At 71.9% G+C, this 12,899-nt stretch carries 16 protein-coding genes and 1 tRNA gene; 13 read left to right on the top strand and 4 right to left on the bottom strand.

Annotation, left to right across the window (positions count from 1 at the left end):
• From ACWEBX_RS33685 to ACWEBX_RS33625, 13 genes are all read left to right on the top strand, one after another.
• Positions 1–1,843: ATP-binding protein (locus ACWEBX_RS33685; protein ID WP_451888561.1), on the top strand; the 1,843-nt coding region annotated here is incomplete at its 5' end.
• Positions 1,844–1,905: 62 nt separating this feature from the next.
• The gene (locus ACWEBX_RS33680) at positions 1,906–2,340 is read left to right on the top strand and encodes a roadblock/LC7 domain-containing protein (RefSeq protein ID WP_328445767.1); all 435 of its coding nucleotides are present in this window, start codon (positions 1,906–1,908) and stop codon (positions 2,338–2,340) included.
• Entirely contained in the window at positions 2,337–2,714 is a 378-nt protein-coding gene (locus tag ACWEBX_RS33675) for a DUF742 domain-containing protein (RefSeq protein WP_451888560.1), read from the top strand. The genes ACWEBX_RS33680 and ACWEBX_RS33675 overlap by 4 nt, the downstream gene beginning before the upstream one ends.
• On the top strand, positions 2,692–3,291 hold the full coding sequence (locus ACWEBX_RS33670; RefSeq protein ID WP_451888559.1) for a GTP-binding protein: 600 nt from the start codon (positions 2,692–2,694) through the stop codon (positions 3,289–3,291). The genes ACWEBX_RS33675 and ACWEBX_RS33670 overlap by 23 nt, the downstream gene beginning before the upstream one ends.
• Positions 3,288–3,875: a GAF domain-containing protein gene (locus tag ACWEBX_RS33665; protein ID WP_451888558.1), complete on the top strand. Its 588-nt coding sequence runs from the start codon at positions 3,288–3,290 to the stop codon at positions 3,873–3,875. The genes ACWEBX_RS33670 and ACWEBX_RS33665 overlap by 4 nt, the downstream gene beginning before the upstream one ends.
• Positions 3,876–4,288: 413 nt before the next feature.
• Complete coding sequence (gene tdh / locus ACWEBX_RS33660; protein WP_451888557.1) at positions 4,289–5,317, top strand: L-threonine 3-dehydrogenase; 1,029 nt, start codon at positions 4,289–4,291, stop codon at positions 5,315–5,317.
• A 19-nt stretch (positions 5,318–5,336) separates the two neighbouring features.
• Positions 5,337–6,530, top strand: a complete 1,194-nt coding sequence (locus tag ACWEBX_RS33655; RefSeq protein ID WP_451888563.1) for a glycine C-acetyltransferase — start codon at positions 5,337–5,339, stop codon at positions 6,528–6,530.
• A 79-nt stretch (positions 6,531–6,609) separates the two neighbouring features.
• Positions 6,610–7,515, top strand: coding sequence for a LysR family transcriptional regulator (locus tag ACWEBX_RS33650; protein WP_386987203.1), 906 nt, complete (start codon positions 6,610–6,612; stop codon positions 7,513–7,515).
• 119 nt (positions 7,516–7,634) lie between these two features.
• Positions 7,635–8,207, top strand: coding sequence for a helix-turn-helix domain-containing protein (locus ACWEBX_RS33645; RefSeq protein ID WP_451888556.1), 573 nt, complete (start codon positions 7,635–7,637; stop codon positions 8,205–8,207).
• Positions 8,207–8,740 (top strand): N-acetyltransferase family protein, encoded by a 534-nt coding sequence (locus ACWEBX_RS33640; RefSeq protein ID WP_451888562.1) that lies wholly within the window; start codon positions 8,207–8,209, stop codon positions 8,738–8,740. The genes ACWEBX_RS33645 and ACWEBX_RS33640 overlap by 1 nt, the downstream gene beginning before the upstream one ends.
• 62 nt (positions 8,741–8,802) lie before the next feature.
• On the top strand, positions 8,803–9,162 hold the full coding sequence (locus ACWEBX_RS33635; protein ID WP_451888555.1) for an MmcQ/YjbR family DNA-binding protein: 360 nt from the start codon (positions 8,803–8,805) through the stop codon (positions 9,160–9,162).
• A 144-nt stretch (positions 9,163–9,306) separates the two neighbouring features.
• Positions 9,307–10,698 carry an MFS transporter gene (locus ACWEBX_RS33630; RefSeq protein ID WP_451888554.1) on the top strand — a complete coding sequence of 464 codons (1,392 nt, stop codon included), beginning with the start codon at positions 9,307–9,309 and terminating at the stop codon, positions 10,696–10,698.
• A 57-nt stretch (positions 10,699–10,755) separates the two neighbouring features.
• Positions 10,756–10,829 (top strand) — tRNA-Pro (locus tag ACWEBX_RS33625).
• Positions 10,830–10,928: 99 nt separating this feature from the next.
• Here the strand turns inward: ACWEBX_RS33625 and ACWEBX_RS33620 are convergent.
• The 4 genes from ACWEBX_RS33620 to ACWEBX_RS33605 form a co-directional block, all read right to left on the bottom strand.
• Positions 10,929–11,183, bottom strand: coding sequence for a tyrosine-type recombinase/integrase (locus ACWEBX_RS33620; protein ID WP_451888553.1), 255 nt, complete (start codon positions 11,181–11,183; stop codon positions 10,929–10,931).
• A complete protein-coding gene (locus tag ACWEBX_RS33615; RefSeq protein ID WP_451888552.1) occupies positions 11,123–11,827 on the bottom strand; it encodes an integrase in 705 nt (234 codons plus the stop codon). Before ACWEBX_RS33615 ends, ACWEBX_RS33620 begins: the two co-directional genes overlap by 61 nt.
• Entirely contained in the window at positions 11,785–12,192 is a 408-nt protein-coding gene (locus tag ACWEBX_RS33610; protein ID WP_451888551.1) for a hypothetical protein, read from the bottom strand. Before ACWEBX_RS33610 ends, ACWEBX_RS33615 begins: the two co-directional genes overlap by 43 nt.
• Before the next feature lie 269 nt (positions 12,193–12,461).
• Positions 12,462–12,899, bottom strand: a 438-nt coding sequence (locus ACWEBX_RS33605) for a DNA-directed RNA polymerase subunit alpha C-terminal domain-containing protein (RefSeq protein WP_451888550.1), incomplete at its 5' end; no start/stop codon positions are given.

Here is a 12,899-nt window from a genome sequence, read left to right as displayed (position 1 = left end):
CCTGGCCGGCATCCTGATCGCCGCCGTGGCCGCCGACCGCGCCGCCACGTCCGTACGGGAACGCATAGGAGCCCTGCGCCGCACGAGCGCCCGCACCGAATCCGACCTGCGCGCCGTCGTGGAGGGGCTGCGCCGCGGCGAGGACCCGCCCGCGCGCAGGAAGCGCCGCCGCCCGCCCGCGGACGCCGACGACTTCGAGCTGCTCGCCGCCGACCTCTCGCGCGCCCACGACGGCGCCGTCGCGGCCGTCGTGCAGGCCGCGCAGCTCTCCAGCAGGGCGGGCAGCGACCAGAAGGTCGAGGTCTTCGTCAATCTGGCCCGGCGCCTGCAGTCCCTCGTGCACCGCGAGATCTCCATCCTCGACGAGCTGGAGAACGAGATCGAGGACCCGGAGCTCCTCAAGGGGCTCTTCCACGTCGACCACCTGGCCACCCGCATCCGACGCCACGCCGAGAACCTGGCCGTGCTCGGCGGCGCCGTCTCACGCCGTCAGTGGAGCAACCCCGTCTCCATGACCGAGGTGCTGCGCTCCGCGATCGCCGAGGTCGAGCAGTACTCGCGGGTCAAGCTCGTGCCCCCGATCGACGGCACCCTGCGAGGCCACGCCGTCGCCGACGTCATCCACCTGCTCGCCGAACTCGTCGAGAACGCCACCGTGTTCTCCGCCCCGCACACCCAGGTGCTGCTGCGGGTCGACCTCGTCACCTCGGGGCTGGCCATCGAGGTCGAGGACCGCGGCCTCGGCATGCAGGCCGCCGAGCAGGACAGGATGAACGCCCTGCTCGCCGACCCCGACCAGGTCAATGTCGCCGGGCTGCTCCAGGACGGGCGCATCGGCCTGTTCGTCGTCTCGCAGCTCGCCCGCCGGCACGGCATCCACGTACGGCTCCAGAGCAACATCTACGGCGGTGTCCAGGCCGTCCTCGTGGTCCCGCAGGGCCTGTTGGGCTCGGCGCCGGACGCCGTCGAGGACACGGGCCTGACCCAGGCGCCGCCGGACGGGACGAACGGCGGGCACCGGCCGGCCCTCGGACCCGGGCCCGCCCACTCGCCGTCCGGGCGGCTCCCGGCGCTTCCCGGCGGCCCGGCGGCTCCCGTGGTGCCCCGGCAGTCGCCGCGCGAGCTCTCGCGGGAGGCCGTGGCCGAGCCCGTACGACGGGAACGGACACCGGAGCGGGGCGCGGACGCGCCGGCCGGGGCGCGCGGTGCCAGAGCGCTCCCGGTGCGCGGCGCCCGTGCCGAACGGCCCAACCCCGCCGAAGCCCTGCCCGGCATCCGCCCCGAGGACCGCCTCACCGCCGCCGAGAACGCGGCCCTCCCGCCCACCCCGCGCGCCGGTGTCGTCCGCGGCACCATGGGCAAGCCCGGTCTCCCCAAGCGGCGCGCCCAGGAGCACCTCGTTCCGCAACTGCGCGAAGGACAGGCGCCCCGCCCGGACACCGGGCACCACGTCGGGCACGACCCGGGGCTCATGGCGGCCTTCCAACGCGGGATCGGACTCGCGGAGGCCGCCCACGCGGAGCCGGCGGACGGGCAGCGGCCGGAGGCCTCCCGGGTCCCCTCCGCCGCGGCCCGGCCGGTCGCACCGGCCTCCTTCCCCGACCGGACGCGCTCGGAGGCCCAGCGCGACGACAGCGCCGTCCGGGCCCGAGGGGACCTGCCCGCGGGCAGGTCCCCCGACGACCGCGACCCCCTGGACGTACCCCTGGCGGACGGCACACCGCCGGCCCGCCGGGGCGTGGCGCGCGCGACGCACGCACCGGCACCGCAGGGAGCCCACGACCTCGCGTCCGGCCACGACCCCACCACCACCCGGCACGACGGGAGCGCACCGGCCGGATGACCACCCCAGCAGCCACCCCCACCGCTCCCGCAGACCTTCGTACCTCAAGGAGTCGATCCCCCATGGCGAGCGATGCGCCCACCGGCCACGTGTCCGACCTCGACTGGCTGATGAGCGGCCTTGTCCAGCGCGTACCCCACACCACGAGCGCGGTACTGCTCTCCAGCGACGGGCTCGTGAAGTCGGTCCACGGCCTCGACCCGGACAGCGCCGACCACATGGCGGCCCTCGCCTGTGGCCTCTACGCCCTCGGACGCAGCGCGGGCGTGCGTTTCGGGGACGGCGGCGAGGTGCGCCAGGTCGTGGTCGAACTCGACTCGACCCTGCTGTTCGTCTCCACGGCGGGCTCCGGAACCTGTCTCGCCGTGCTCGCGGGCCGGGAGGCCGACGCGGCCGTCCTAGGCTACGAGATGGCGATGCTGGTCAAGAGCGTCCGCCCCTATCTGGTCACCGCGCCCCGGCAGCACGCCGTCGAACCGTCGGCGATGAGGTCTTGAACGCGGCCGCGGCCGGCGACGGGCCCTGGCTCGATGACGCGGCGGGACGCCTCGTGCGCCCCTACACCGTCAGCGACGGCCGGACCCGGCCGAGCACCGCGCTCGACCTCCTCTCCCAGGTCATGGCCACCGGAGCCACCCCCCTCGGCTACCTCGGCCCCGAGCACAGCCAGGCGCTCGAACGCTGCCGGGCACCGGTCTCGGTCGCGGAGGTCGCCGCCCATCTGAAGCTGCCGGCGGGGGTCACCAAAGTGCTGCTGTCGGACCTCGTCGACTGCGGGGCGCTGACCACCAAGCCCCCTCAGTTCCACCACAACCCCACTGACCGGTCCCTTCTGGAGGCAGTGCTCGATGGACTACGACGACAGCTCTGACCCCTTCCCCACCGCGCTCAAGATCCTGGTGGCGGGAGGGTTCGGGGTCGGCAAGACGACGTTCGTCGGCGCGGTGAGCGAGATCGCGCCGCTCAGTACGGAGGAACTGCTGACCACGGTCAGCGCCTCGACCGACCGGCTCGACGGGATCGAGAACAAGGTCGAGACGACCGTCGCGATGGACTTCGGCCGCATAACCCTGGATCAGGACCATGTGCTCTATCTGTTCGGCACACCCGGGCAGGAGCGGTTCTGGTTCATGTGGGACGAGCTCTCCGACGGCGCGCTCGGCGCGGTCGTCCTCGCCGACACCCGGCGCCTGGAGGACTGCTTCGCCGCCGTCGACTTCTTCGAACAGCGCGGTCTCGCGTTCATCGTCGCGGTCAACGAGTTCGACGGCTCGTACCGCTACGACCCATCCGAGGTGCGCGCGGCCATCGACCTCGACCCCGGGATCCCCGTCGTGTGCTGCGACGCCCGCATCTCCAGCTCGGGCGTGCAGACCCTGCTCACCCTGGTCCGGCACCTCCTCGCCCACGCGCCCGCCCACATTCCGAGCCATGGAGCCCGTACATGAGGTACGACTCGACGGGGCCGGGCGGTCGTCTGCTGCTGACGCCGCACGACAAGGACGCCCCCGCCCGGGTACGGAGGCTGCGCCGGCTGGGTCTCGGGGAGCGCTCCGAGCCCACCCTCGACGCCTTCGCGGACCGCCTCGCGCAGGTCGCCGCCGCGCCGTTCTCGATGGTCAACTTCATCGACGAGCAGCAGCAGTTCTTCGCGGGTCTGCACACCCCGGACGGCGGAGCCCGGGGCGGCAGGCTCCCGGTCGCCCTGGACGGCAGCGAGCTCGAACTGGGCCGCTACATGGCCCGGGACCACGGCTTCTGCCCTCATGTCGTGGTGCGACGCAAGGCACTCGTCCTGGAGGACGTCTGCGACTATCCGCGCTTCGCCGGAAATCCGGTCGTCGACGAGTTCGGCGTCCGCTCCTACCTCGGTGCCCCGCTCCTCGACCGCAGCGGCATCGCCCTCGGCACGATCTGTGTCGTGGACGTCGAGCCGCGCCCCTGGGGAAGGACGGGCCTGGAGACCATCAAGGCGATGGCGGCCGAGCTGACCGGGCAGCTCGAACGACGGGAAGAGGATCACGGGATCTGACGCAGGGAAGAGGATCACGGGAAGTGGTTCACGGGATCCGGCGACGCGCCGGGGCGCGGCTCCGGCCCTGTCGGCCGCCCGGGACCCATCCTGTGACGTATGCCGGGACTCATCCCTGATGTCCGTGACGAACCCCCGTGGAACGGGGGTGCCGCATGTCCACGTAGCCGTGCCTGACGCCACCGTCCCCCACTTCGCCTCCTCGCCCCGCGCCGCTCCGGCGGCCCGACGACCGGCCCCGGACGGGCCGGGAGAACGCGGGCGTGAAGGAAAGCTGGGGCCGCGCTTAAGAAATCCTCGATGGACCCAGGGCACCGTCGTACGGCAGATTCCTGGGTGAATACACCCCTCTCCCCGGTGCGGGCCGCTTCGGCACGCCCTGTCCCGGGACCTCACGCACAGGAGCCGTACGAGTGAAGGCGCTGGTCAAGGAGAAGGCGGAGCCCGGACTCTGGCTCACGGACGTCCCGGAGCCGCAGGCCGGCCCCGGTGACGTACTGATCAAGGTTCTCAGGACCGGGATCTGCGGCACCGACCTGCACATCCGCAACTGGGACGGCTGGGCGCAGCAGACCATCACGACGCCCCTCGTGCTCGGCCACGAGTTCGTCGGCGAGGTCGTCGAGACCGGCCGCGACGTCAGCGACATCAACGTCGGCGACCGCGTGAGCGGCGAGGGCCACCTGGTCTGCGGCAGGTGCCGCAACTGTCTCGCCGGACGCCGCCACCTCTGCCGTGCCACCGTCGGCCTCGGCGTCGGCCGTGACGGCGCGTTCGCCGAGTACGTCGTGCTGCCCGCCTCCAACGTGTGGGTGCACCGCGTCCCGGTCGACCTCGACGTCGCCGCGATCTTCGACCCGTTCGGCAACGCCGTGCACACCGCGCTGTCCTTCCCGCTGGTCGGCGAGGACGTCCTGATCACCGGCGCCGGACCGATCGGCCTGATGGCCGCCGCCGTGGCCCGCCACGCGGGCGCCCGCAACGTCGTCATCACCGACGTCAGCGAGGAGCGCCTGGAACTGGCCCGCAAGATCGGTGTCAGCCTCGCCCTGAACGTCTCGGGCTCGACGATCGCCGACGGGCAGCGGACCCTCGGCCTGCGTGAGGGCTTCGACATCGGCCTGGAGATGTCCGGCCGCCCCGAGGCCATGCGCGAGATGATCGCCAACATGACCCACGGCGGACGGATCGCCATGCTGGGTCTGCCGTCCGCGGAGTTCCCGGTCGACTGGGCCCGGATCGTCACCTCCATGATCACGATCAAGGGCATCTACGGCCGCGAGATGTTCGAGACCTGGTACGCGATGTCCGTCCTCCTGGAGAGCGGCCTCGACCTCACGCCCGTGATCACCGGCCGTTACGGATTCCGGGACTACGAGGCGGCGTTCGACGACGCGGCAGGCGGCCGCGGCGGCAAGGTCATTCTCGACTGGACTCTCTGAGGACTCTAAGGAACTGATGATGTTCGACTCCGTCCGTGACGACCTGCGCACCACCCTCGACGAGATCCGCGCCGCCGGGCTGCACAAGCCCGAGCGGGTCATCGGCACCCCGCAGTCCGCGACCGTGAACGTCACCGCGGGCGGCCGCCCCGGTGAGGTCCTCAACTTCTGCGCGAACAACTACCTCGGCCTCGCCGACCACCCCGAGGTCGTCGCCGCCGCCCACGCGGCGCTCGACCGCTGGGGCTACGGCATGGCCTCCGTGCGCTTCATCTGCGGTACGCAGGAGGTGCACAAGGAGCTGGAGGCGCGGCTGTCCGCGTTCCTCGGCCAGGAGGACACGATCCTCTACTCCTCCTGCTTCGACGCCAACGGCGGTGTCTTCGAGACCCTCCTCGGTGCCGAGGACGCGGTCATCTCCGACGCCCTCAACCACGCCTCGATCATCGACGGCATCCGGCTGTCCAAGGCGCGCCGCTTCCGGTACGCCAACCGCGACATGGCCGACCTGGAGGCCCAGCTCAAGGAGGCCTCCGGCGCGCGCCGCCGGCTGATCGTCACGGACGGCGTCTTCTCGATGGACGGCTACGTCGCCCCGCTCCAGGAGATCTGCGACCTCGCCGACCGTTACGACGCGATGGTCATGGTCGACGACTCGCACGCCGTGGGCTTCGTCGGTCCCGGCGGCCGGGGCACCCCCGAGCTGCACGGGGTCATGGACCGCGTCGACATCATCACCGGCACCCTGGGCAAGGCCCTCGGCGGCGCCTCCGGCGGCTACGTCGCCGCCCGCGCCGAGATCGTCGCCCTGCTGCGCCAGCGCTCCCGCCCGTACCTCTTCTCGAACACGCTCGCCCCGGTGATCGCCGCGGCCTCCCTGAAGGTCCTCGACCTGCTGGAGTCCGCCGACGACCTGCGCGTGCGGCTCCGGGAGAACACCGCGCTGTTCCGCTCCCGGATGACCGCGGAGGGCTTCGACATCCTCCCCGGCGACCACGCGATCGCCCCCGTCATGATCGGTGACGCGTCCGTCGCCGGCCGGATGGCGGAGCTGCTCCTGGAGCGTGGCGTGTACGTGATCGGCTTCTCGTACCCGGTCGTCCCGCAGGGCAAGGCCCGTATCCGGGTGCAGCTCTCCGCGGGGCACTCCACCGAGGACGTGAACCGGGCCGTGGACGCCTTCGTGGCGGCGCGGGCCGAGCTCGACGCCTGAGGGCGGACGCGCCCCCGTGCCGGGGGCGCACACCGGTCCGATGGCCGGAAAAGGCGTGTGACCTGAGAGAATCGGTCGCATGATCGAAGCGCGGCGGCTCCACATCCTCCGTGCGGTGGCCGACCACCGCACGGTGACGGCGGCTGCCGCCGCGCTGTATCTCACGCCCTCGGCGGTCTCGCAGCAGCTCACCGCCCTGGAGCAGGAGACGGGCCACCGGCTCGTCGAGCGCGGCGCCAAGGGCGTACGGCTCACACCCGCCGGCGAGATCCTGCTCGGCCACACCAACGCCGTCCTGGCCCAGCTGGAGCGCGCGGAGGCCGAGTTGGCCGCGTACAGCGCGGGCTCCGCCGGTACGGTCACCGTGGCCTCCTTCGCCACCGGCATCGGCCTGGTCGTGGCCCCCGCCCTGGCCCGCCTCGCCGTCACCTCGCCCGGCATCCTCGTCCGCGTCCAGGACGCCGAGGGCGACGCCAGCCTGCCGATGGTCCTCGACCGGCAGGTCGACATCGCGGTGGCCGTCGAGTACCGCGGCGCCCCGGACGCGGACGATCCGCGCCTGACCCACGTCCCCCTCTACGCCGAGCCCTTCGACGCGGTCGTGCCGGTGACCCACCGCCTGGCCGACTCAGCGGAGGTGCCGCTCGCCGAGCTGGCCAAGGACCCCTGGATCGGCCCGTACCCCGGCAACCCCTGCCACGACGTGGTCGTCCTGGCCTGCGAGAACGCCGGATTCCAGCCGCGCCTCGAACATTCCTCGGACGACTTCCGCGCCGTCGTCGCCCTCGCCTCCGCCGACGCGGGCGTCGCTCTCGTGCCGCGTTCGGCGCTGCGGGGCATGGACCTCACGGGTGTGGTCGTGCGCCCCGTGGACGGTGTCGCCCCCACCCGCCGCGTCTTCGCCGCCGTGCGCCGGGGCGCCGAGGATCATCCGTTGATCCGGCCCGTCCTGGAGGCTCTGACGCGGGCGGCCACGGACGACTGAGCCCGTCGATCCCGTCGCGTGGCCCGGCGATCCCGTCGAGCGGCCCGTCGAGTCCGCCGGTCCCAGTGATCCATCGCCCGCCTTCCCGCGTCTCCCGAATATGGGATAGCGTCCCGGATATGGGAATCGAGGGTGATGGTGAGGTCGACGTCCGGCTCGGGGCGCGCCTGGCCGAGCTGAGGGCCGAACGGGGCTGGACCCTGGGCGAGTTGGCGGAGCGCAGCGGGATCAGCAGATCGACCCTCTCCCGTGCGGAGCGTGCCGAGATCAGCCCCACGGCCTCCCTCCTCAACCGTCTCTGCCATGTGTACGGGCGGACGATGTCGCACCTGCTCAGCGAGGTCGAACGGGAATCCGCGCTCCTGGTCCGCGCCGCCGACCAGACGGTCTGGACGGACCGGGCCTCCGGATTCGTCCGGCGATCGGTGTCGCCGCCGCACGCCGGACTGCGCGGCGAACTGGTCGAGGGACGGCTCATGGCCGGCGCCGACATCGCGTACGACAGGCCTCCCGTGCCCGGCCTCGAGCAGCACGTCTGGGTCCTCGACGGAAGGCTCGACGTGACCGCGCGGGACGTCGAGCACCGCCTCGACTCCGGTGACTGCCTCCGCCTGCGGGTGTGGGGGCCGACGCGCTTCCGCTGCCCCGGCCCCACGGACGTGCGGTACGCGCTGGCGGTGGTGCTGCCGTGATCACCGTCACGCGCCTGAGCCCGGCCGAACTCCGCTCCGCAGCCGACGAGTTGGCAGGTCTGCTCACCGACACCGTGGACGGCGGCGCCTCGATCGGATTCCTCGCCCCGCTCGGCCACGCGGCGGCCGTCGCCTGGTGGCGCGAGCGCGCGGACGCGGTCTCGGCCGGCCGTCACGCGGTCTGGGTGGCCCGCGCCGACGGCCGGCTGCTCGGCACCGTCGCCCTCGCCTTCCCGGACAAGCCCAACAGCCGCCACCGCGCCGAACTCGTCAAGCTGATGGTCCACCGCGACGGCCGCAGCCAGGGTGTGGGCCGTACCCTCCTCGCCACCGCGGAGACGGCGGCGGCCACCGCCGGAATCACCCTCCTCCATCTGGACACCGAGACCGGCAGCCCCGCCGAGTCGCTGTACCTGTCGGCGGGCTGGACCCGGATCGGGGCGATACCGGACTACGCGGCGGCACCGTCGGGCGAACTGCGCCCGACGACGATCTTCTACAAGCGGCCCGGAGCGCACGCCGACAGCACCTGACGTCGTGCTTCGCCGCTTCCTCCGCCGCGTCGATGTCAGTGGCATTGGCTACGGTGCGTCTCATGTCGGATGCAGAAGACGTTCGCCGAATCGCCCTTTCCCTGCCGGACACGACGGAGAAGGTCGCCTGGAGCATGCCCACCTTCCGGGTCGCGGGAAAGATGTTCGCCACGCTGCCCGAGGCGGAGACCTCCATCGCCGTGCGCTGTCCGAAGGAGGAGCGCGACGAACTGGTCCTGGCCGAGCCGGAGAAGTTCTGGATCGCCGACCACGAGGCCGGCTTCGCCTGGGTCCGCGCCCGCCTCGCCGCCCTGGAGGACGACGACGAACTCCGCGCCATCCTCGCCGACTCCTGGCGCCAGGCGGCCCCGCCCCGACTCATCGACACCCACCCCGAGTTGGGCCTGCCGTCCGCCGACTGAAACGGCCCCTGGGCCGCCGCTGCCCCGTGGCATGATCCGCATCGGGAGTGATCCGGGGAGGGACACGATCCCGAAGCGGAACGAGGCGTGGGACGGGCGGCTTCGTGGGGGAGCCGCCGGGGCAGGGGGAGGGGCGCGAACGGGATGACCATGACGTCATCGGGCCAGGAGCCGCAGGACGGGGTGCCGTGCGAGAGGCCGGGCTCGGGCCGCGACCGCGGCGGTCCGCTCGACGAACGGCGGAGCCGGTCGGTCTGGTCACGGGACTTCGCCCTGTTCTTCGTCGCGCGGGCCCTCGCCCGGCTCGGGGAGGCCATGCTGCCGGTGGCGCTCGCCGCGGGACTGCTCCGGTACGGGTACGGAGTCGGCGCCGTCGGACTGGCCATGGCCGCCTCCGCCGCACCCTTCGCCGCCCTGGTCGTGTTCGGCGGAGTGATCGCCGACCGGTTCAGCACCCGCAGACTGATGATCGGCGCCGACCTCGTACGGCTCGTGGCCCAGTCGGTCGCCGCCGCCCTCTTCTTCACCGGCCACGTCGTCCTCTGGCAGGTCTGCGTGATCGGCGCGGTCAACGGCGCGGCCGGCGCCGTCTTCCAGCCCGGCGTCGCCAGCACCGTGCCGCGCCTGGCCGCCGACATCCAGGCAGCCAACGGCGCCATCCGGATCGCCGAGTCCGCCGCCCAGCTCGCCGGCCCCGCCCTCGCGGGGCTGCTGGTCGCGTTCGCCTCCGCCGGAGGGGTCTTCGTGGCCCACGCCGGCACCTACGCGCTGAGCGCCCTGTGCCTGCTCCTGCTCCGCCTGCCCCCGGCCGCCCCCGGAAGCCGCTCCCACAGCGCCGGCTTCAGGGCCGATCTCGCCGAAGGCTGGCGGGAGTTCCGATCCCGCACGTGGCTGTGGGGCGTCATCGTCATCTGGTGTGTCTACATGATCTCCGTCTGGGGCCCGACCGTCCCCCTGGTGGCGACCGAGGTGGTCCGGGCACACGGCCCGCGCGCCTACGGCCTGATCAACTCCGCCCTCGGCGCGGGCACGGTCGTCGGCGGACTCGTCGCGCTGCGCCTGCGTCCGCGCCGCATGCTGCGCGCCGGATCCTTCGCCCTCCTGGCCTTCGCCTGCTTTCCCGCGTCCGTGGGGGCGGGGTTCGGTGTGGCGGCCATCTCCGGGTGCGCCGTGATCGCCGGAGCGGGCATCTCGCTCTGGGGCGTGATGTGGGCGACGAGTGTGCAGACGCAGGTCGCCCCCGACGTCCTCAACCGCATCCACGCCTACGACGTCGCGGGCTCCCTCGCGATGATGCCCGTCGGTCAGGCGCTCGCGGGGCCCGCCGCCGCGGCCCTCGGCGCCGACAACGTCCTGCTCGTGGCCGGCGTCATGTCCCTCGTCGTCTGCGTGGCCCTGCTCTCGGTGCCCGCGATCCGGGACCTCGTACGGGTCGACGGCCCGGTGTCCCGGTCGCCGGGCAGCACCCCGGTACCGCTCGAACACTCCGTTCGGCCGTCCGGCCCGCGCGAAACGGGTGCGCGACCACCGGCGTGAGTGCGGTATTGTTTCCGTGCGCGTCCAGCCAGGGGAAACCCCAGGTCAGACGGGCATCGGGACGTGGCGCAGCTTGGTAGCGCACTTGACTGGGGGTCAAGGGGTCGCAGGTTCAAATCCTGTCGTCCCGACTGGAGACAGTCGCAGGTCAGGGCCGGTTTTGGAGGCATCCGAAACCGGCCCTTGACCATTTTTGGGGACCAGTTGGGGACCGGTGTACTTGACCGAGGTCAGCGGGTCACGACGATCGGGCTCGGCAGCGAGCGTGGCGCGCGCAGCACACTGAAGTGTGCGGAGAGCGCCGCCCCGGCGGCCGTGATCTTGTGTACGTCCGGGTGCAGGTAGCGCTGGGTGGTAGTCAGTGACCCGTGGCCGGCGATCCTGCGGAGGACGTGTATTTGGACTCCGGCGTCGGCGAACCAGGTCAGTCCGGTGTGCCGGAGGTCATGGCGGAGCAGGTGCTCGTAGCCGAGCTTGGCGACCACGTCGTCCCAGTGGGTGGCGTCGCGCAGGACGGCGGTGGAGATGCGTCCGCCGCGCGACCGGTGAACAGGCGGGCATCGGGATTGGGACCGGCGGACCGGATACGCTGGGCGACGAGGGGGCGGATCTCCTCGACGATGGGAACCTTGCGGGCCCGCTTGCACTTGGTGCCCTTGTCGGTCAGGCCGCCGGGTGCGGGTGTGGTCTGACGCCGCGCGGTCCAGATCCACTGGGTGGTGTCGATGTCTCCGACGCGGCAGCCTGAGACCTCACCGATTCTGGCGGCGGTGCAGGCGGCGAAGATGACCACGTCGCCCCAGCCGCGGTACTGGTCGTGGGAAGCGGCCACGAGCGCGTCGGCCAGTGCGGCGAGGGTCTCCCAGTCCGGCAGGGCCAGCGCACGTGGGTCGAGGAGTTCGTCCTCGGCCTGCTTGTAGAGCTTCTGCCAGCCGGTCACCCGGGCGGGGTTGACCTTGATGATTCCGTCACGGACTGCCTGCTCCATGACGCGGACCAGGACAGCGATGGTGTTCTTCACCGTCGAACGGCTGTGCTCGTCGGCGATCCAGTTCTGCACGGTGCGGTCGACGACGCCGTTGGTGATCATCCGTACGGCGAGGTGGCCCAGGGCGGGGACCACGCGCATCCGCCATCCCGCGACGACGGGTCGAGGGTCTTCAGCTCCATCCCGCGCAGGGCGAGATCCATGTTCGCGTCGCCGTATTCGGCGAGTTTCATGGTGGCGAGCGACGGGGCCAGCCCGGCTTCGATGATGTCCTGGAGCCATTCCTGTGCCTCGTCCTCGTCCGCCTTTCCCTCCGACAGGGACAGACGCCGCTTCGTAGCCGGATCGAACCAGCGGACGCGCGCTCGGTAGGGATTGGGGCGATCGGGCCGGTATTTCGATGTCGGTGGCGAGCCGGCGCCGACCGGAACAATGGTCTTCTCCCTGTTGGCCGAGGTGCCGCTCGGGCCGTTCGAAGGCACGCCGATCACGGTGCACTCGGTCAAGGGTAAGAACGCCAGGCTGCACGTTGCCAGAGCATGCGGGCAGCTTCGTGCCTCTGATGTGAAGACTGCCCAGGTCACTTTGGACTCGGCGGTGATGGGGCGGCTGTGCTCTCGCTGCACGGAGTGGGGATCGTGGGCACGGCCGACAACCGCGACCTGCCTGGCTGTGCGTGGGGACCTGGCCGAGGCCGCCCGGCGGGCAGGAGAAAGCGTCGAGGTTCTCCTGCCCCGGTACGCCAAGTGCCTTTATGGCCGACGCGGCGCAGCGTTCAGTACTGCTCGGTCTCCTCGAAACCCGCGTCCGCGTCCTCGGCGCCGAAGGCGTCGGCGGCGGCGGTCGGGTCGAATCCGGGCGGGCTGTCCTTGAGGCCCAGGCCCATGCCGGCCAGCTTCGCCTTGACCTCGTCGATGGACTTCGCACCGAAGTTGCGGATGTCCAGGAGGTCGGCCTCGGAACGGGCGACGAGCTCACCCACGGAGTGGACGCCCTCACGCTTGAGGCAGTTGTATGAACGGACCGTGAGCTCCAGCTCCTCGATCGGCATCACCAGATCGGCGGCAAGGGCGGCATCCACCGGAGACGGGCCCATGTCGATGCCCTCGGCGTCGATATTGAGCTCGCGGGCCAGACCGAACAGCTCGACCAGGGTCTTACCGGCCGACGCCATGGCGTCACGGGGACGCATCGCCTGCTTGGTCTCGACGTC

It is taken from the genome of Streptomyces sp. NPDC005070, from assembly GCF_053600395.1.
Note: the sequence above shows the minus strand (reverse complement) of the source record. Positions and strands in the feature narration are given on the sequence as shown.